The 19408-nt window shown below is 56.9% G+C and carries 19 protein-coding genes; 4 read left to right on the forward strand and 15 right to left on the reverse strand.

The window, feature by feature from the left end; all coding sequences use genetic code 11:
• Window positions 1-45: 45 nt before the first annotated feature.
• From GOW40_RS14540 to GOW40_RS14575, 8 genes are read right to left on the reverse strand one after another with little or no spacing between them, the layout of a single operon-like run.
• The gene (locus GOW40_RS14540) at window positions 46-1176 is read right to left on the reverse strand and encodes an ABC transporter substrate-binding protein (protein WP_171131125.1); all 1131 of its coding nucleotides are present in this window, start codon (window positions 1174-1176) and stop codon (window positions 46-48) included.
• Between the two features lie 23 nt (window positions 1177-1199).
• Entirely contained in the window at window positions 1200-1436 is a 237-nt protein-coding gene (locus GOW40_RS14545; protein ID WP_171097995.1) for an Lrp/AsnC ligand binding domain-containing protein, read from the reverse strand.
• A gap of 13 nt (window positions 1437-1449) precedes the next feature.
• Window positions 1450-3060 (reverse strand): AMP-binding protein, encoded by a 1611-nt coding sequence (locus tag GOW40_RS14550; protein WP_171131127.1) that lies wholly within the window; start codon window positions 3058-3060, stop codon window positions 1450-1452.
• Window positions 3060-4211 carry an acyl-CoA dehydrogenase family protein gene (locus tag GOW40_RS14555; RefSeq protein ID WP_171131129.1) on the reverse strand — a complete coding sequence of 384 codons (1152 nt, stop codon included), beginning with the start codon at window positions 4209-4211 and terminating at the stop codon, window positions 3060-3062. The genes GOW40_RS14550 and GOW40_RS14555 overlap by 1 nt, the downstream gene beginning before the upstream one ends.
• Window positions 4211-5014 carry an enoyl-CoA hydratase family protein gene (locus GOW40_RS14560; RefSeq protein WP_171131131.1) on the reverse strand — a complete coding sequence of 268 codons (804 nt, stop codon included), beginning with the start codon at window positions 5012-5014 and terminating at the stop codon, window positions 4211-4213. Before GOW40_RS14560 ends, GOW40_RS14555 begins: the two co-directional genes overlap by 1 nt.
• Window positions 5011-5478: a MarR family winged helix-turn-helix transcriptional regulator gene (locus GOW40_RS14565; protein ID WP_171131133.1), complete on the reverse strand. Its 468-nt coding sequence runs from the start codon at window positions 5476-5478 to the stop codon at window positions 5011-5013. Before GOW40_RS14565 ends, GOW40_RS14560 begins: the two co-directional genes overlap by 4 nt.
• Window positions 5475-6194 (reverse strand): SDR family NAD(P)-dependent oxidoreductase, encoded by a 720-nt coding sequence (locus tag GOW40_RS14570; RefSeq protein WP_171131134.1) that lies wholly within the window; start codon window positions 6192-6194, stop codon window positions 5475-5477. Before GOW40_RS14570 ends, GOW40_RS14565 begins: the two co-directional genes overlap by 4 nt.
• Window positions 6191-8485 (reverse strand): bifunctional salicylyl-CoA 5-hydroxylase/oxidoreductase, encoded by a 2295-nt coding sequence (locus GOW40_RS14575; RefSeq protein ID WP_171131136.1) that lies wholly within the window; start codon window positions 8483-8485, stop codon window positions 6191-6193. The genes GOW40_RS14570 and GOW40_RS14575 overlap by 4 nt, the downstream gene beginning before the upstream one ends.
• Before the next feature lie 130 nt (window positions 8486-8615).
• On the opposite strand from GOW40_RS14575, the gene GOW40_RS14580 reads away from it, so the two are divergent.
• Entirely contained in the window at window positions 8616-8753 is a 138-nt protein-coding gene (locus GOW40_RS14580; protein WP_171136471.1) for a hypothetical protein, read from the forward strand.
• 280 nt (window positions 8754-9033) lie between these two features.
• Here GOW40_RS14580 and GOW40_RS14585 read toward each other — a convergent pair whose 3' ends face one another.
• On the reverse strand, window positions 9034-10593 hold the full coding sequence (locus GOW40_RS14585) for a winged helix-turn-helix domain-containing protein (RefSeq protein ID WP_171131140.1): 1560 nt from the start codon (window positions 10591-10593) through the stop codon (window positions 9034-9036).
• Between the two features lie 172 nt (window positions 10594-10765).
• Between GOW40_RS14585 and GOW40_RS14590 the strand changes: the two genes are divergently transcribed.
• From GOW40_RS14590 to GOW40_RS14600, 3 genes are all read left to right on the forward strand, one after another.
• Complete coding sequence (locus tag GOW40_RS14590) at window positions 10766-12118, forward strand: tetratricopeptide repeat protein (protein ID WP_217352312.1); 1353 nt, start codon at window positions 10766-10768, stop codon at window positions 12116-12118.
• 73 nt (window positions 12119-12191) lie between these two features.
• Window positions 12192-12737 carry a GNAT family N-acetyltransferase gene (locus GOW40_RS14595; protein WP_171131142.1) on the forward strand — a complete coding sequence of 182 codons (546 nt, stop codon included), beginning with the start codon at window positions 12192-12194 and terminating at the stop codon, window positions 12735-12737.
• A gap of 128 nt (window positions 12738-12865) precedes the next feature.
• Window positions 12866-13777 carry a homocysteine S-methyltransferase family protein gene (locus GOW40_RS14600; protein WP_171131144.1) on the forward strand — a complete coding sequence of 304 codons (912 nt, stop codon included), beginning with the start codon at window positions 12866-12868 and terminating at the stop codon, window positions 13775-13777.
• Between the two features lie 243 nt (window positions 13778-14020).
• Here the strand turns inward: GOW40_RS14600 and GOW40_RS14605 are convergent, their stop codons facing one another.
• From GOW40_RS14605 to GOW40_RS14630, 6 genes are all read right to left on the reverse strand, one after another.
• Window positions 14021-14251, reverse strand: a complete 231-nt coding sequence (locus tag GOW40_RS14605; RefSeq protein ID WP_254444454.1) for a hypothetical protein — start codon at window positions 14249-14251, stop codon at window positions 14021-14023.
• A gap of 104 nt (window positions 14252-14355) precedes the next feature.
• The gene (locus tag GOW40_RS14610; RefSeq protein ID WP_171131146.1) at window positions 14356-14895 is read right to left on the reverse strand and encodes a cysteine hydrolase family protein; all 540 of its coding nucleotides are present in this window, start codon (window positions 14893-14895) and stop codon (window positions 14356-14358) included.
• Window positions 14892-16709, reverse strand: a complete 1818-nt coding sequence (locus GOW40_RS14615) for a trehalase family glycosidase (protein ID WP_171131148.1) — start codon at window positions 16707-16709, stop codon at window positions 14892-14894. Before GOW40_RS14615 ends, GOW40_RS14610 begins: the two co-directional genes overlap by 4 nt.
• A complete protein-coding gene (locus tag GOW40_RS14620; RefSeq protein ID WP_171097964.1) occupies window positions 16706-17761 on the reverse strand; it encodes an ABC transporter ATP-binding protein in 1056 nt (351 codons plus the stop codon). Before GOW40_RS14620 ends, GOW40_RS14615 begins: the two co-directional genes overlap by 4 nt.
• Window positions 17761-18531 carry an ABC transporter permease gene (locus GOW40_RS14625; protein WP_171131150.1) on the reverse strand — a complete coding sequence of 257 codons (771 nt, stop codon included), beginning with the start codon at window positions 18529-18531 and terminating at the stop codon, window positions 17761-17763. The genes GOW40_RS14620 and GOW40_RS14625 overlap by 1 nt, the downstream gene beginning before the upstream one ends.
• Window positions 18531-19394, reverse strand: a complete 864-nt coding sequence (locus GOW40_RS14630) for an ABC transporter permease (RefSeq protein ID WP_371731851.1) — start codon at window positions 19392-19394, stop codon at window positions 18531-18533. Before GOW40_RS14630 ends, GOW40_RS14625 begins: the two co-directional genes overlap by 1 nt.
• Window positions 19395-19408 lie beyond the last annotated feature (14 nt).

The raw sequence follows: 19408 nt of genomic DNA on the forward strand, positions 1-19408 counted from the left end.
CAGTGGAAAGCGGTGGCCCCGGGTCAGCCCCGGGGCCTTGCCTGACTACATCTTGCAGTCGCCAGCATAGGCGTCTGCGTGGTTTTCCAACGCGGCGCCCAACAGCTTGTTGGTAAAGACATCTCCTTCCTGCACAACTTCGCGGGCATAGATGGTCTGTATCGGGTGATGGTTTGGACCGAAGACAAAGTCGCCACGGGTGCTATCGAAATCGGCAGCGCGCAGGGCCTCGCGGAAAGCATCGGCGTCATCGGGGCTGGCCACGTCCAGCGCCGACAGAATCAGGTTGGCTGTGTCGAACCCCTGGCTGGCATAGAGCGACGGAAGACGGCCATACTCTGCCTGAAAACTCTCGACAAAAGCCGCGTTGGTCGCGTTGTCGAGATCCTTGTTCCACTGCGAGGTGTTCACAACCCCCAAAGCCGCGCCGCCGACGGCCTGCAGAATGCCTTGGTCAAAGCTGAAGGCTGGCCCCACAACCGGTAGGTCCACGCCGCTGTCGGCGTATTGCTTGAGAAAAGAGATCCCCATGCCGCCGGGCAGGAAGAAGAACACACTATCGGCCCCCGAGGCACGGATCTGCGCGATCTCGGCCGCATAGTCAGTTTGGCCAAGCTCGGTATAAAGCTCGCCCGCCAACTCGCCTTCGAAGAACCGTTTATAGCCCGTGAGCGCGTCTTTACCCGCCGGATAATTCGGCGCGAGGATAAAGCTGTTGCCATAGCCCGCACTGTTGGCATAGGCCCCAGCGGCCTCATGCAGGTTGTCGTTTTGCCACGCCACGTTGAAGTAATTCGGATGGCAGCCCTGTCCCGCCAAAGCCGATGGTCCGGCGTTCGGTGAAAGATAGAACACCCCCTGTGCCGTCGCAGCCGGCACCACGGCCATCGCGAGGTTGGACCAGATGATGCCGGTCATGATATCGACCTTCTCTGATTGGATCATCTTGTCCGACAATTGCACTGCAATGTCGGGCTTGCGCTGGTCATCTTCGATCACGACTTCCACGTCGTCACGGCCCGATTGTGAAATTGCCAGCATAAAGCCATCGCGTACGTCGATGCCCAGCCCGGCACCCCCGCCCGAAAGCGTTGTTATCATGCCAATCTTGGTGTCGGCCACGACAGGTCCCGCAAGAGCTGTCGCTGCCAGCGCAGCAACTAGTACCTTTTTCATATCTTTTTCCTTCCTGTTTTGGTTCAGAATGCCGAAAATGTTAGTGTTGTGAGTGTACGTTCGATGCCCTCTATGGGGCTGATGTTATCGTTGATGAAACGCCCGATATCTTGTCCTTCAGGGACGTAGATTTTCAGAAGAAGGTCAAAATCGCCACTGGTTGAGTACATTTCGGAGTGAACTTCCTTCAACAAGATCGCATCTGCGACGGCGTAGGTCTTGCCGGGTTTGCAACGGATTTGAACGAATAGGCAGGCCATCTTGAACTCCTTCTTATCCCTTCAGTTTAAAACGCTGAATCTTCCCAGTCGCGGTTTTCGGCAACGCTGCACAGAAAACTAAAGATCTTGGATATTTAAAAGGGGCGATAGTCGCCTTCACATGTTCTTGCAAAATCTGCGTGATCTCTTCTCCTGGTGAAAAGCCATCAGCCAAGACAACATGCGCTTCGACAATGTGTCCGCGATCGGTGTCGGGCACACCGATGACAGCGCATTCAGATACGGCCTGATGGGACAAAAGGGCCGCCTCGACCTCGGGACCCGCGATGTTGTAGCCCGAGGATACGATCATGTCGTCGTTGCGCGCGGCAAAGTGGAAATAGCCGTTTTCGTCCCGCGAAAAGCTGTCGCCGGTGATGTTCCAACCGTCCTTGACATAAGCGCCTTGCCGGTCCCCACGCAGATAGCGGCAACCGGTTGGGCCACGGACTGCCAGGCGACCCACTTCGCCATTTGGCACTGGATTGCCTACCGCGTCCACGACTTTGGCTTCGTACCCTGAAACCGGTTTGCCTGTGCATCCCGGGCGGTGATCGTCGAAACGGTTGGAGATGAAGATGTGCAACATCTCGGTGGCACCAATACCGTCAAGCATTGGCTTGCCGGTCTTCGCAATCCACTCATCATAGACCGGGGCGGGCAGAGTTTCGCCTGCTGATACCGCAGCGCGTAGAGACGACAAATCCGCGCCTTCATCCATAGCGCGCAACATGACACGATACGCTGTGGGCGCTGTGAACGAAACGGTCGCTTTATATTTCTGGATGATCTCGATCATATTGGGCGGGGTCGCTTGTTCCAGAAGGGTTGCCGTCGCACCGAAGCGCAGCGGAAATATCGCCAGACCTCCGAGCCCAAAAGTGAAGGCAAGGGGCGGTGAACCGACAAATACATCATCCGGTACCACGCCTAGGACTTCTTTGGCATAGCCATCTGCGATGATCAGCAAATCCCGGTGGAAATGCATGGTCGCCTTAGGTGTACCGGTGGAACCGGAAGTGAACCCCAAAAGGGCCACATCGTCGCGACCGGTTCGCACGGCGTCGAAGTGTACTGGCTTCTCCAACGCCAACCGATCCAGCTCTGCATCGTGGTTTGAAGTGCCGTCAAACCCCATCACGCGCAGGCCGAGGCACGCGGCTGCACAAAGCTCCATCTCGTCCATGAGGCGTGTGTCGCACAATGCGTAGGTGATTTCGGCCAGTTCGACATATTTCTGCAACTCACCAGCGCGCAGCATGGGCATGGTGTTTACCACCACCGCACCCGCCTTCGTCGCGGCCAGCCAACAAGCCACCATTGCCGGGTTGTTGGCCGACCGGATCAACACACGGTTACCCGGTTCCACACCCAAATCCTCTACCAGCACATGGGCCAGTCGGTTGGTCCAGTCGGTCAGTTCTTTGTACGTGCGCTGGCGACCGTTTCCGATTAGGGCGGTGTGATCGCCAAAGCCTTTGGCAACCATAGCATCGGTCAACTCGACGGCTGCATTCAGCCTCTCTGGATAGGAAAACCCGTCAAGATTGAACTCCGGCCATTGATCCGCCGGAGGTAGATTGTCGCGCGTGAAAGTGTCGATATGCGCGGAGGGTCCCAACATCACGCACCTCCTCTCGCTTCACTCAAAGTCTCGCGCGCGATGATCACCTTCTGAACATCGCTTGCACCTTCATAAATTCGAAGCGCCCGAATTTCGCGGTACAGCGTTTCGACCGGCGTCCCGCTACGCACACCGTCGCCGCCAAAGAGCTGCACTGCCTTGTCGATAACCTGTTGCGCCTGATCCGTCGCAAAAAGCTTGGCCATAGCGGCCTCGCGCGTGATCCTTGGCGCGCCCGCATCACGGGTCCAGGCGGCGCGATAGATCAATAGCGCTGCCGCATCAATATCCACGGCCATATCCGCGATATGACCTTGAACCATCTGTAAATCGAATAATGGAGATCCCTGGACGTGCCGCGAGGTGACACGACCAAGGGCTTCATCAAGCGCTCGGCGGGCAAAACCCAATGCCGCCGCAGCTACGGTCGCCCGAAAAACGTCCAGCACGGACATCGCAATCTTGAACCCCTGCCCCGGCGCGCCGATCATCGCGCTTTCTGGTACGCGGCAATCGGTGAAGCGCAGCGTGGCCAGCGGGTGTGGGGCGATCGACTCCAGTCGCTCGACCACCTCAAATCCGGTCAGATCGGGGGTAACGATAAAGGCCGACATCCCCTTGGCACGCGGTGCCTCGCTGGTGCGGGCGAACAGCGAATAGACATCGGCAATCCCCCCATTCGATATCCAAGTCTTTTCCCCGTTCAGAACAAAGTCACCCCCGTCGCGCGTGGCCGTCATCGTATTGGCAGCCACATCCGAGCCAGAACCCGGTTCCGTCAAGGCAAAGGCCGAGATCGCCTGCCCGGCGCGGGTTTTAGGCAACCACGCCGCCTTTTGAGCCTCGGTTCCAAACAGGGTGATCGCGCCGGTGCCGAGGCCCTGCATCGCGAAGGCGAAATCCGCAAGCCCGTCGTGACGGGCGAGAATTTCGCGCGCAAGACAAAGCTTGCGGACATCGAAAGCACCATCCTCGCTACTTGTCGGGCCAAGCGCACCAGCTTCGCCAAGCGCTGCCACCAACTGACGGCAGGCGGCATCGGTGTCTGTATGGTCAACGACCAGCGCGCCGGCCACGTCCTCGACATGGCGGGCCCAATCGCGGTGGCCGTCTTCGAAAAAGGGCCAATGGAGAAAGCTCTGATCCGCCATCAGTCGCCCTCGAACACCGGTTTTTCTTTGGCGACAAAGGCGTTGTAAGCGCGTCGGAAATCGTTGCCTTGCATACAGATAGCCTGCGCCTGTGCCTCGGCTTCGATGGCCTGATCAAGGCTCATGTTCCATTCCTGAGCCAACATGGTTTTGGTCATACCATTGGCAAAGGTCGGGCCAGAAACGATCCGCCCTGCCAACGCCAGAGCGTCAGTCTCTAATGTATCCGCTGAACTGATAGAGTTGAAGAAACCCCAGCGTTCGCCTTCTTCGGCACGCAGGGTACGACCTGTGTAAAGCAACTCGGCCGCGCGACCCTGACCAATGATCCGGGGCAGCATCGCACAGGCCCCCATGTCGCAGCCCGCAAGACCCACGCGATTGAACAGAAACGCTACTTTCGCGTCCGGACCTGCAATGCGCATGTCCGATGACATAGCCATGATCGCCCCGGCCCCAGCGCAGACCCCGTCCACGGCCGCGATCACAGGCTTTCCGCAATGAATCATTGCCTTGACCAGATCACCCGTCATACGCGTGAAGGCCAAAAGATCTTTCATCGACATCTTGGTGAGCGGACCAATGATGTCGTGCACATCGCCGCCGGATGAAAAGTTGCCGCCGTTTGGCAGGATCACGACTGCATGCACATCGTCAGAATAGACCAGCGCGCGGAACCAGTCGCGCATCTCAGCATAGCTGTCGAAGGTGAAAGGATTCTTGCGTTCGGGTCGGTCATGAGCGATGCGCGCAATGCCATTTTCGATGTCGCAACGGAAGTGTTTTGTCTCGCTCAGGGTCACGACGCGTCATCCTCTGTTCGTGCCTTTTCCAAAAGCCGAGACAGTGTCTCTGCTTCGTCCAGCGATAGCCCGCCAAGCAATTCGTCGACCCAAGCCTCATGGTGCTCAGCCAAAGTGTCAAAGGCCTGCTTCCCTTTTGGGGTCAGCCGCGCCAATTGCGCTCGACGATCTCCGGGGATCGCGACGCGCAGCGCCAATCCTTCTTCGGTCAGGCGGTCGACAATGCCGGTCACATTGCCGTTGGACACTTTCAGATACCCGGACAGATCGCTCATCTTCAGCCCATCTGGATGGCGCGACAGCGCCGCAAGCACGTCAAAACGCGGCAGGGTCGTGTCGTGTCCGTCGCGTAATCGCCGGCGCAACTCTGCCTCGATCCCGGCTGATAGTTTCAATAGCCGAAGCCAAAGCCGCAGCCGCGTTTTTGAGATTGGTTCTGGGATGGTTTTTGATTTTGCCTTCATATTTCACCTCCCGACATCGCAAGCGCATGGCCGTTGATGGACTTCGCTCCATCGGATGCAAGAAATAGAGCTGTTTCCGCCACCTCTGCCGGGGTCACAAGACGTCCTTGAGGGTTTGCAGAGGTCACCAATTTTGTGGCCTTTTCGCGGTCCACGTCGAACCGGGACATCAACCCTGTGATCGCAGTCTCTGCTAGATCGGTGTCTGTGAAGCCGGGACAGATCGCATTGCAGGTTATCCCGTCTTTGGCCGCATCAAGCGCAACCGCGCGGACCAAACCCAACACTCCGTGTTTTGCTGCGGTGTAGGCGGGGACTGATGGATTGCCCTTCAATGATGCGGTCGAGGCAATGGCAATCAAACGCCCGCCCGCGGACATGTCGCGCAAGGCTGCGCGGAAAGTCAGGAACGTGCCCGTCAGATTAACGGCCAGTGTGGTGTTCCAGTCTTCAAGCGAGGTTTCTCGGATTTTCACCGCAGAGCCACCACCGGCGTTCGCGATGACCACCTGAAAGGGTTTTTCAAAAAGCGCATTCACTTGCGCCTCGTTCGTGACGTCGGCTTCGACATGAGCCATGTTGCGCCCCTGCGCGGCGGCCTCGAGAACGGATGCCCGGCGTCCGGTGATCGTGACAGCGTCTCCCGCATCGGCAAATGCATGAGCAATAGCCTTGCCAATCCCGGTACCGCCGCCTGTCACCAGAACCCGCCTCATGCCTTTGTCACCTCTGCGTCTCGGTCGGCAAGTCGCCAGACCTGGTCACGTCCCGCAAGGTAAGGAAGCGGCCAATCAGGTGCTGCACGGTCACCGATTTTGGCGCCTTCGCGCAGTGTCCAATACGGGTCAGCCAAATGCGGGCGTCCGACAGCCACCAGATCAGCCCGCCCAGCCAACAAAATCGAGTTGGCGTGATCCGCCTCGTAGATATTGCCGACCGCCATGGTCTTCAGGCCTGTCTCATTGCGGATGCGATCGCTGAAGGGGGTCTGGAACATGCGGCCATAGACAGGCTTGGCGTCAATGCTTGTCTGCCCAGCCGAGACATCAATCAAATCAGCACCGGCCCCTGCAAACGCCTGTGCGATTGCAACAGCCTCTTCTGGCGTCACGCCCTGCGGACCCAACCAGTCGTTCGCCGAAATGCGCACCGACATTGGTTTGCGCTCGGGCCAGACCGCGCGCATTGCGCGGAAGACTTCAAGCGGCCACCGCAGACGGTTTTCAAGTGTGCCGCCGTAATCGTCAGTCCGGACGTTCGACACCGGCGAAATGAAGGACGAAAGCAGATAGCCGTGAGCCGCGTGCAGTTCGATCATGTCGAACCCTGCGCGTTCGGCCATTTCTGCCGATGCAACGAACTGGGCTGTGATTTCGTGCATTTCGTCACGCGTGATTTCGCGCGGAGTGGCGTTGTCTTTGGACCATGGGATAGCGGAGGCGCTGACGATATCCCAATTGCCTGCGGGCAATGGCGCATCCATCTGTTCCCAGCCCAACTGGGTCGAGCCCTTGCGACCGGAATGCCCTATCTGACAGCAAATTTTGGCGTCCGTCTCGGCATGGACGAAGGCCGTCAACCGCGCCCACGCGACCTCATGATCGGGCGCATAAAGCCCTGGACAGCCCGGTGTGATCCGGCCCTCTGCCGAGACGCAGGTCATTTCGGTGAATACCAAACCCGCACCACCCTTCGCGCGCTCGCCATAATGCACCAGATGCCAATCTGTTGGGCAGCCATCAACAGCCTTGTATTGCGCCATCGGCGAGACAACTACGCGCGACTTCAGAGACAAATCTCGCAATTTGAGCGGCGCAAACATCGGCGTACGCACAGGTGCGTCACCGGAAACACCAGATTGGTGCATGAACCAGCGCTCGGCACTTTCCAGCCAATCCTTGTCGCGTTCGCGCAGGTTCTCGTGGCTGATCCGCTGCGACCGGGTCAGCATGGAATAGTTCAGTTGCACGGGGTCGAGCACAAAATACCGCTCTACCATCTCGAACCATTCCATCGAATTGCGCGCGGCAGATTGCAGACGTAACACCTCCAGCCGCCGGTCTTCTTCGTACCGCGCAAAGGCGGTCTCCATATCGCGCTCGGCCTGCAACAAATCTGCAAGTGCAATCGCCGATTCCAGCGCTAGCTTGGTGCCAGACCCGATCGAAAAATGCGCCGTGGCTGCCGCATCGCCCAACAGCACGACATTGTCCTTGTGCCACCGTTCGCACATCACCCGGGGGAAGCGCAGCCATGCCGAGCCGCGGATGTGATTTGCATTGGTCATCAACGGGTGCCCACCCAGGTGATCTTTGAAGATCTCCTCACAGATCGCGATGCTTTCCCGCTGACTCAGATCGGCAAACCCATGGGCGTCGAACGTCTCTTGCGTGCATTCCACAATGAACGTCGCGGTGTCTTCGTCGAACTGATAGGCGTGCGCCCAAACCCAGCCCTTGTCAGTTTCTTCAAAAATGAAGGTGAAGGCATCATCGAACCTTTGATGGGTGCCAAGCCAGACAAACTGGCAGTGGCGCACGTCAATCTCTGGTTTGAATGTGTCCGCAAAATGTGCCCGAGTCTTTGAATTCAACCCGTCGCAGGCAACGACAAGGTCGTAGTCCTTGGCGTAGGTTTCGACACATTCAACCTCGGCCTCGAACTTCAAATCGACACCCAGTTCGCGCGCCCGGTCCTGCAACAGAAGCAGCAGCTTTTTGCGCCCAATGCCGCAAAACCCGTGGCCTGATGAGATCAGATGCTCGCCCTTATAACGCAGGGCTACATCGTCCCAATAGGCAAAATTCTCGCGGATGGCTGCGGCGCTTTTGGCGTCATTTTCAGCGAGATTGTCGAGAGTTTCATCCGAGAGAACAACACCCCAACCGAAAGTGTCATCGGCTCTGTTGCGCTCGAACACAGTGATCTCAAAACTCGGATCACGCAGCTTCATTGAAATTGCAAAGTAGAGGCCCGCAGGTCCACCACCTAAGCACGCAATTCGCATCTTCGTAGCCTTCTTCTCTCAGAACGTAGCTTTCTCCATCTCCTATTTTATTTCAAGTATAAAATTTCAAACTTAAATTTTTCATGCTTATAGATCCTGGTTCGAACGACGCCAGCAAGCGAGAACCGCAATGCCAGACTCAACCAACAGCCCGGAAGTCGCCCGCGCCAAGCCGTTTGCGCTGGATTGGTCACACACGTTTGGTCTGAATGATCGACGGACAGAGGAAGAGCGGATGGTGCACGACACGGTGCAGATCGCCCTTTAGATGGCCGATTTCCTGTTCATGGCAAAACAACGTTGTCCAGCCGCCAAGCGTTTGCACTGGCGATTGATCCTACCTGCGAATTGGCGTTGTGGCTCGTGCTACAATCTGTGGTTGTACTTGCGATGGCGCTTAAGGGCGCATAACACTTTTGGCCAAAGTCCGGTTTGTGAACTCAACCGCAGCGATGGCAAACCGAGTTCAATGGCGTTCAAGAACGGTGCTGCATGTATCAACATCAGAAACTCGGGTTCGACGCTATTTGTACAAGGCGCGGCAACCCCTAATCAGGAAGACCAAGCGCAACCGAAGCCTCTTCTGTAAGGGCTCGAAATTCAGTGTGACTCCTCGGAACGAGAGCCATTGCTTTTGATTTACTGAAACCCGGGTTTCTGCGTTTCGTTTCTTTTAGCCACTGCGACACTCCTTCGTCATTGCCAACCAATCGGTTTGTCATCGCCGCAAACATCGCGTGGCCCGCGTGCGCACCAGGCGTCAGCGCGGTTCGTTGTGCCCACTGAACGGCAGCATCATAGTCCTTTGCAGCAAGTGCGATCCACATCTTGTTGCAGAGCATGCCGCCACGCAGCGGGTCAAGCGGGCTAAGGGCAATGGCAAGGTCAGTCATTTCGTTTCCGCCAGCGTAATCCGATGTGAAAACCTTTGCCCAACTGGAAGCGTAACGGCCAAATGCATAATTCGGGCTTTCAAGGACCGCCCGGTCAAACCACGGTTTACTCGCCTCTGTATCTCCTGTCAGCCACAGGCTTCGGCCCATCACAACATTCGAAAACGGGTCCCGCGGTTGCAAAAGCACACTTTCCTCGGCGCTGCGCCTGGCAGCCAGTCGGTCCGCGGCAAGGTCTGACGAGTAGCCCAGAAACACGCGTTGGAAAGTGGTGAACGAAATCCCAGCATGCGCGCGTGCCAATGTTGGTTCCAACGTCACGGCGCGCTCGAACATCTTTCGGGCTATTTCCGTATCTGCCTTGTTGAACCTATACATGTGACGAATTCCAAGATGCAAGGAAGACCAGGCATCCAGGTTTTCTGCGTCATCCACATCTAAAAGCCGCGCCTCATGTTCCGGCAGCTCAAACTCGGAAATATTGAGTACAGCCCCGGCAATCTCGGTTCGCAAACGTTGCACCTCGTCAATCGGGGCCTCTTTACGAATTGCCCAGACCACCTCACCGGTGCGGGTATCTGCCATTTCAACATCTACATAAAGGCGACCCGCCAACGCCTCGACCATTCCAGAGATGCAGTATTGTGCACCGAGTAGCGACTTCACATCTTGAAATTCAATCGTTTGTCCACGAAACCTGAATGACGATCCGTGTGCAATGACCCGTAGCCAACGCACACTGGAAAGCGATCTGATCAATTCGCGCGGGATCGCATCTGCCAATGATCTTCCGACCTCTGGGTCGCCAATCGCCGAAAACGGCAGCACTGCAATACATGGTGGCGCCGCGACTGTTTTCTGATCGCTTGTTCCCGACGCTTCCTGAGTTTTAGCGCTTTCTATCGATACCAATTTTGCGGGTGCCACAAAGCGAAACCCTTGGCCGCGCAATGTACGGATGTATTTCTGAGCGCTCCCATCATCGCCCAATGCCTGACGCAGCGATTTTATGCGGCCAAGGATCGTCCAATCCGAAACCACGCGTCCAAACCAGACGCGTTGGACAATCTCATCTTTGGAAACCACCCGATGGCGGTTTTCGAGCAAAAGAACCAACAGATCGAAAACTTGCGGCTCAAGCGCGACAGCGGTCGTACCACAACGAAGCTCGCGGGTATCGGTGTCTAACGTAAAGGCATCGAACTCGTATCGCATTCTCGATCCGCCCCCTCGGTCTTGCCATTTTATCCCAAGCGAAGCCTCAAATATAGATTCCCAATCATCTCCCAAAAATCTCCCAATTGACTTCAAGCAGCGCAGGCGATGGCGCGGTAGAGCCATCGCATTCGGGCGATCCGCCCATTCAAGACAGAGATTGGAGAAAGACATGTCCCATCAAGAAACAAGATTGTCCGGAAGTCGGCCGACTTCAGGAGCAAAAGACGTTGCTGAGGATTATTTCAACGCCGCGATGCGCGCGTTCAACATATATCGGGGCGATCCCGTCGAGCTCGCTGACCAGGCGATCGAAGCCGCACCGGATTTCGCCATGCCGTATATTCTAAAAGCCTATCTGTTCGGGTTGGCAACCGAGCCTGAAGCAGCCATTGAGGCGCGCACCATATTGGCGACGGTGCGCCCTCTTGCGAGATCTGACCTGGAGAGATCTCATGTTTCGGCGCTGGACGCGCTTCTGTCGAACAATTGGACAGAGGCTGCCGTCAGGCTGGACCGCCATAACATGGAATTTCCACATGACATCCTGGGTCTGCAAGCTGGTCACCTGATGGACTTTTACCGTGCCAATGCGCGCGACATGCGTGATCGGATCGCCCGGGTTCTACCAAAGTGGTCCGAGGATCAACCGGGGTATTCCATCTTGCTTGGTATGTATTCGTTTGGACTGGAAGAGACCGGAGATTATGCCCGCGCTGAAGCCTTTGGTCGCGAAGCAGTCGAACGCGATCCCTTGGACTGCTGGGCGCAGCATGCCGTCGCGCATGTTCTGGAAATGCAAGGTCGTGCTGAAGACGGCATCGCTTGGATGGCATCTCGGGAGCCTCATTGGTCGGGTAACGACAACTTCTTCAAAGTCCATAACTGGTGGCACAAGGCGCTGTATCACCTCGACCTTGGCCAAGCCGACGAGGCGATCAACCTGTATGATGCGCGTATAAGAGACGGGAAAAGCGAAGTCGCATTGGATCTGGTCGATGCTTCGGCTTTGCTGTGGCGCTTGCATCTGGAAGATCACGACATTTCAGACCGATGGTCAGATGTCGCGGCCTGTTGGGACAACCACGCTGACGGCAAACTGTACCCATTTAATGATTGGCATGCAGCTATGGCCTATCTCGGCTCTGGCCGCGATGACGAAGTTTATCGGATCCTCGATCAGTATCGCAATTCACCCGCCGGTGGTGATGAGACATCGCGTTGGGCCGCTGCAACAGGACTGCCTCTGATCGAAGGGTTCCGGGCGTTCTGGGAGGGTCGTTACGCGGACGCGACCGAAGCGCTCCATGGTGCGCGGTTTATCGCAAACTCTTTCGGTGGCAGTCACGCGCAGCGCGATATCATCGATTGGACGTTGACCGAAGCCGCAGTGCGTTCAGGCAATCGAAATGCGGCTGAGGCCCTGGCAAACGAGCGGCTGGCAGTAAAGCCGCATAGCCCCATCAACAAGCGCTTCTTGGGTCGCGCCGGAGAGCAACCAAACAACGCCGTTGCCGTCGCTTGATTGCCACGGCCGGAAAGAAACTTACGCTGGCGCGACACGTTCGCGTCAGACAATCTGATTGGAAGGACAAACAATGAGAATTGATATCCGCCATGTAGAAGCACAAGATGTTTCGGACATCAAAGGCATTCTAACTGATGAATCAGTGATGCTGGGCACGATGCGATTGCCACATGTTGCAAACGCCAATGTCGAAGCGCGCATCAAGTCGGGACCAGGTGATTACAAACTGGTGGCAGAAGTTGATGGATGCGTTGTTGGCATCTGCTTTATGTCGACTGAACCGAACGTACCGCGCCACAACCACGTGGGCCAAATTGACCTGCTAGCAGTGCGCGAAGATTTCCAAGGCAACGGAATAGCCAAAGCGCTGCTGGGTGCAATGCTGGATTTGTGTGATAACTGGTTGCAGCTTGAGCGAACTGGTCTTTTGGTCTGGTCGGACAACACCCACGCCTTGGAACTTTATGAGGCGTTTGGGTTCGAGAAAGAAGGCGTAATTCGCAGATACGCACGTCGTCCGGGCGGGTATGCCGACGCTGTCATGATGGGTCGATTGTCGGATCGAGTATCGGCTGCAAGTGTGCGTAAAAGCAATCACGTGGTGCACACGCCGTGAAGGTCCTCCTACCAAGCAAACCCAACGCATCGAAGTAAGCCACCCCTTCGCCACCCAAAGGTTAACAAGAGACCCGAGACCCTGTAGGTTTATTTCGAAAACGTAGCGGCTATTGGAGCGGATTCAGAATGGCGCGACAGTTCCCTTTCGAAGCTGACAAGACCTTTCTCGTTTATGCCGGCACTGGCACCGACCTGATATTCAATCATGGTGTTGAGTTGCCCGGTTTCGCGTCGTTTCCATTGCTGGAAAAACCCGGTACCAGGGCGATATTGGCCAGTCAGATGCAGGCTCTTGTCGATCTCGCCGGTGAAATGCGCGTCGGGTGCATCCTCGACGCGCCCACATGGATGGCAAACGCCGACCGGTCAGCACCTTTGGGGTACGACGCCGAACGGCTTGTTGAAGTAAACAAAGATGCGGTCAGTCTAATGGAAGACGTACGCCAAGCTGCCGCGCGCGATGATGTACTGGTGTCGGCTTGTATTGGCCCGCGCTATGATCCTTACGCAGACGTACCACCGGTATCCATCGAAGACGCACGGCAATACCACGCCGCTCAAATGCACAGCCTGAAAGACACCAGCGTAGACCTGGTCACCGCATATACATTCAACCGGCCAAGCGAAGCAGCGGGATGCATCCTCGCCGCCCGAGACGCCGACCTGCCGATCATCATGTCTTTGGTTGTCGAAACAGACGGATGCCTTGCAGACGGTACCAAACTTGTGGACGGTATTGATCAGATCGACGCGGCAACCGACGCGTCTGCGCTGTTTTTTATGGTCAACTGCGCTCATCCGACCCACTTCGCCGGAGCGCTTGGCAACCACCCCCGACTTAGAGGTCTGGTGGCAAATGCTTCGAGTTGCTCGCATGCGGAACTTGACGAAGCCGATGAGTTGGACGAAGGCGATCCAATTGAACTTGGGAAACAAATTGCCGCGATTGCGCAGCAGAACCCGTCGATACATATTTTTGGAGGGTGCTGTGGCACCGACATGCGTCACCTGAAATCGATGGCAAGCGAATTGGTGTAGCCAACTTGGTTCGATCTTAGCGTTAGCGCTGAGATCTGACGTGATGCCGTGCCTCGCTTCCACAACCTGTTTGTGCGGCTCCTTACCGCCGCTCATCTTCAAGATACAGTGTTTTTTGGCAGTACCTGAATGCAGCCATCCGCCGAGCATTCGCAACAAATGCTAGGCCGAAGCTTTGATATGCTCACAGCAATGCAAAAAGACGGACCCAGAGCCCGCCTTCGCCTCAAGCATCGCGAGCACTTAAGTCAGCGCGGCGATGTTCTTGAGGCCGAGTTCATAGGTCTTGCCGAGCATACGATCAATGAAGAGACCGAAAATCCGGAAGACTGGATTGAAACCCATGTCCGAGGTCACGGTCCATGTCACGCAAGCGCCGTTGCCGGTCGCTATGGCTTCGATGGTTTGCACCGGTTTGCCCATCGCACCTAGATCGATGAGGTGCGTGACCCGCGTCGCGGTAACATCGGTCACAGTCTGGGTGCCTTTGCCCTCCTTTCCTTCGAAACGGAAGCCGGAACCAACACCTTCGGTAGGACCAAAGGGCGTGATTTTCAGGTTAAGTTAGTGAGGGCGCGTCAGAGACGAGGAACCTCGCTGTCGGTATCGGTCAATTGCAATAGCCCTGCTCGATCCGACAGAACCGTCATCGCCGCGCTGTGAAGGTCATCTGTTGCCGCCGCACATGCGTCTGCTACCAGTCGGACAGTGCGCCCGTCGTCATTCGCCTCGATGGCAGTTCCTAGAACACAGCAATCCGTAGCGACGCCGCACATAACCAGTTCGGCGTTCGGTGGCACCAGCGGTGAGGCTTCGTACCATTTGGCGAAGCGGTGGCTGGCCACAGACGGGCTTCCGTACCAGCGCTGGTCAAGCTCCCAAAGTGGTCGACTTTGAGGGTCCAACGCAAACTTATGCTTGGCGTAGTAGGACCGCCAACTTCCGTCAGGGTCACGCGGCGGCACAAAGCGGGTGAACAGCACGCGATCGCCAAAGGCATCTACCAGACGCACAACTTTCGCGGCGCAGTCTTCATAGCCCGGCACGAACCAGGGGCTTTCCGGGTTGCCGAACGCGGGTTGCATGTCGATCACAAGAAGCCACGGGTTTGCGGTCATCGACTTACCTCCAAAGAGCTCCAGAAGTCCCCGAACGCGCCCTGAAAAAGGGATAACGCCGGAAGAAGTGCGCCCCAGGTGTAGAAACTATCCGTGTCCACCTGATCGTTGATCTGCCCGTCCACAGCGCTGTAGTTTTCACCGCACTTTCGGTCGACCCAGTGTGTGTTGAACATGTCCAGGCTCTTTTCGGCCAACGCTCTGGCCTCGTCCAGCCGTTCGTATCGTATAAGCCCTTGATGCACCCAGAAATTCAAAGGTGCCCAAACCCGCCCACGCCAATACGTGTTGTCTTTGTACGCCGGTTGGTCGCGCGGCGCAGAAGGCAATGCATACGTCCCGCCGAACTTGGTATCGGGCCGAAGATATTTTACTAGGAGCGCTTCGACCTGATCTTCTCGCGCAGCACCAGCTACCATTGGAAAGAAAGACGTAGGTGCCAAAGCCTCGACGAATCTTCCACTGGTCAGGCGATTGGCGAATACCGAGCGGTTGTCGTCCCAAAGAAACTCTTTGATCTGAGCCTTGTGCCGCGCTGTCCGGTCAGACAACTCGGTAAAGTCTTCAGAGTGGCACAACAACTCCGCCATCGCCGCCAAAACTTCACCGTCGAGTGCCAGAAGGGAATTGAGCCCGACGTCGGCCGATTGCATAAGCCCTGTCTCAGGATCGAACTCTGCTTCGTCATGAACCGCCATGTTGTCCATCGCCGACTCGTTTCTGGCGGCCAGCTTGGTGCCTTTGTAAAGCCCGTCGCCTGGGCCTTTACTGGTGCCATAGGCAACCAATCCGGTATCCGCCAGCGCCCGATTGCGCCACCACCACCGATGGTTGGCCATGAGTTTCGGATAGGCCCATTTCAGAAACGCAAGGTCGCCTGTTGCCCGATAGATCGCCCAGATCACGTAAGACGCCATTGGCAGCTGTGAGCGATCCAGCCAGGCGTCATTGCCGGTCACGAGACAGGGGAAGTTACCCGCTTCGGTCTGATGGGCAAAGACGGCTTCGACGTTTTCTCGTGATTTCGATGGATCGAGCAGCGACCACAAGAGCCCATGGAACAGGATATCGTTCAACCAAACGCCGAACCCACCGAACTTTCTTGCACTCCAGTTGCGTGTGAGCGCTGTGTAGGGGCGTTTGTTCACCGGATCGAAGACATGGTTCCAGGCGAGGACATCGTGGACGGCCTGCAAAGCGCTTTCTACCTTCGGAGACGGGGCCGACTTTACGCGCTCAGATTCACCAATGTCGAGTTTGATCGACATCTCAGGCGTCTCGTCCAGATTGAAACGCAGGGCCAGAAATCTGCCTTTGGTGCTGCGGGACCCCAAATAGAAATACCCGTTGGTTTCAAGCTCGTCGATCAACCCAGCGGCATCGTCATGGGCGGTGACCAATAGTGGGCGATGTTTGCATTCGGCGCTAAAGGCGCTGCCTTCCATCGTGATCGCACCCGTCTCAGGGTCGAAATCAACGGCCGCACCTGACGGGGCGCTCAGACACAGGCAAACCCAATACCGCAGGCCCCATTCCCCGTTCGAGCGGCAGATCCAGGACAAATCCAAAGCATCGCCATACCTGTCGCAGGTCCAGTCAAGTTCTGTATCTTCGAACGAGGTAGTGAACTCGATCAGCCCATTACGGATACCGCGATGCCCGTATCGAATTTGATCACTCGGAGGAAGGTCTGTGGCGGATTCGGCCCGATCGGAATACAGCACCGTTGTCAGCTGCAGCCCGGTTTCGAGATGAAAAAACTCTGCCGGACGCTCGGCCGTCCATGTTCCCCAGCCAAAGGCATCACCGATCATGGCTCGCTTCCGATTGGCGTCAGCTGCGCGGTTTTCCATGTCAGCCAGACCGGGGAACCATCCTCAGCATGTGGCATATCCCGATCAAGCGCGATGGCCTTCATTCGACGTCCGTCGCTCAACTCGACGACACAGGTCGTCATCGCGCCAGCAAACACTCGTTGCACCATCTGGGCCTGAAGGCTGCCGATACCGTCGCCATTAGGTTTCTCCTGGGCAAGCGACAGGTTTTCGGGCCGGATTGCAAAGGATTGAGCCGTCTCGGACCCTTCCGGTAAAGCGATCAGGGACCCATCAGTCAGTCGCAGGCCACCGCCTTCGCGGGTGCCGTCAAAGACATTGGCCTCCCCCAGGAATTCGGCGGCAAAAGTGCTTGCCGGGCGATCATAAACGTCGCGGGGCGGGCCTGCCTGCACCATCCGACCATCCTTCAGAATGCCGATCTTGTCAGCAAGCGTCAGCGCCTCGTCCTGATCGTGGGTGACGAAGATCGTCGTGATACCGATCTCGCGCTGGATGCGTTTCAACTCGATCTGCATGTCGACGCGAAGCGCCTTGTCCAGCGCAGAAAGTGGCTCGTCCAACAGCAATACCCGCGGATTGGTTACGAAGGCGCGGGCAAGGGCCACACGCTGCCTCTGACCACCCGAAAGCTCGCTGGGCTTGCGATGCGCCAGATCCGAAAGCCGTACAAGCTCCAGCGCTTCGCCAACGCGCCTGGTCTCTTCCGAGGCGCCAACCCTTCGAACGCGCAGCCCAAAACCGATGTTGTCAGCCACGGTCATGTTGGGAAAAAGCGCATAGCTTTGAAACATCATGCCGATGTCGCGTTTTTCAACAGGGACGCGATCCACTTTCTCGCCACCGATCCGAATATGCCCGCTATCCGACAGGATAAAACCGGCGATGGTGCGCAGAAGCGTGGTTTTCCCGCTGCCAGAAGGGCCCAGCAGCGCGAAGAACCCACCATCTGGGAAGTCCATCGACACGTTGTCGAGCGCTTTCATCGGGCCAAAAGACTTTGTGACGTTCTCCACGACAACCTCGGCCATCAGCGGTCTCCTCCGAAGTTCGAAAATCGGGCCGCCAGCAGCATGATCGCCATGGAGATGACTATGATGATGGTCGAAACGGCGTTGATCTCGGGTGTGAAACCCTTGCGAATAGAAGTGTAAATCAGCACAGGTAGCGTCGCGTCGCCGGGCTCGGACAGGAAATAGGACACGACAAACTGGTCAAAGCTGACGGCGAAGGCAAAGAGACCACCGGCAATGATGCCCGGCAGAATCCAGGGCACGGTGACGCGCATGGTGACTGTCCAGGACGACGCCCCAAGGGATCGCGCAGCTTCCTCCAACGTTGGATCGAATGTTGCCAACCGAGCAGAAACCACCACGATTACGTAGGGCAACGCCAGGGCCACATGGCCGATCAGCACCGAGGGCGTGCCACGCCCCAGCCCGATGCCGAAGAAGAAGATCAGCATTGCCGTCCCCGTAATCAGCCAGGGGATCGCTATGGGTGGGAACAAAAGAACCTGTAACACCCGTTTGCCCGGAAAGCTGTAGCGGAACAGTGCGATCGAGGCGGCCGTGCCCAGCGTCGTCGCGATCACCGTAGTGGCGATGGCGATCAGCACCGAACGGATGGCGGCTGTCTTGATCGCGTCGTTGCTTGCCAAAGCTTCGTACCAATCCAGAGAAAACTTGAACGGCAGTTGATAGAATTGGGATTCGTTGAAAGACATCATCGCCATGATGAGGATCGGTGCGTACAGAAAGACTAGGATCAGAACCAGCCAGATGCATCCCAAAACACCCATCACGTGCGTGCATTCCGCAAGATCGGGCTTGAAAGCGCAAGGATCACCAGCACCACAGCAAGCAGTATGAAGGAAAGTGCCGCGCCCAGGGGCCAGTTGAATACGGCTGTGAACTGATCCTCGATCACGGTGCCATAGTAAGTACCGAAGCGCCCTCCGAGAATGCGGGGTTCCATGAACGAGCCCACAACGGGTACGAAGATCAGCACCGCGCCCGCCAAAAGGCCGGGCATCGACAGGGGCAGAATGATCCGCCACAGGATCGTCAGGCGTTTGGCACCCATCGACCGCGCGGCCTCGATCAACGAATTGTCGATGGCCTGCAGCGCCAGATAGGAGGTCAGGATCACATAGGGCAAATAGCTGTGCACCAACCCGATCACCACTGCCGTGGGCGTGAACATCAGGCCCAGACGAATGTCAAAAGGCAGCACCCAGTTTACCGCCAGTTCCAAAACGCCGTTGCCACGCAGCACGATTGCCCAGGAAAAGATCCGCACCAGCGAATTCGACCAGAAAGGCAAGATGATCAAAAGGAAAAGCGCCTCGCGCGAGCGGCCCTGGATCACCTTTGCCAACACCAATGCGCAAGGAAAGCCAAGCAGGACACAGATAACCGTGACCGTCAGGCCCAGCTTGATCGACTTCCACAAAAGCGAGGCATAGGTGCCGGTTTCGAAAAACGCTCTGTAGTTCTCGGACGTGTAGTACCAGTCAGCCTCAGGTCCAAAGGGAACGTCCGACAGAAAGCTGAAATAGAGCATGGCCGCAAGTGGCAGAAAGATCGCCACCGTCAGCCACAGATAGGCAGGGGTCAAAAGGCCCGCCGCGCGCCGCGTATCCTGTGAAAGAATGTTTGCCACGGGCAGGCCTCCTG

The sequence above is a fragment of the Ruegeria sp. HKCCA6707 genome (assembly GCF_013033515.1).
GTDB lineage: Bacteria > Pseudomonadota > Alphaproteobacteria > Rhodobacterales > Rhodobacteraceae > Ruegeria.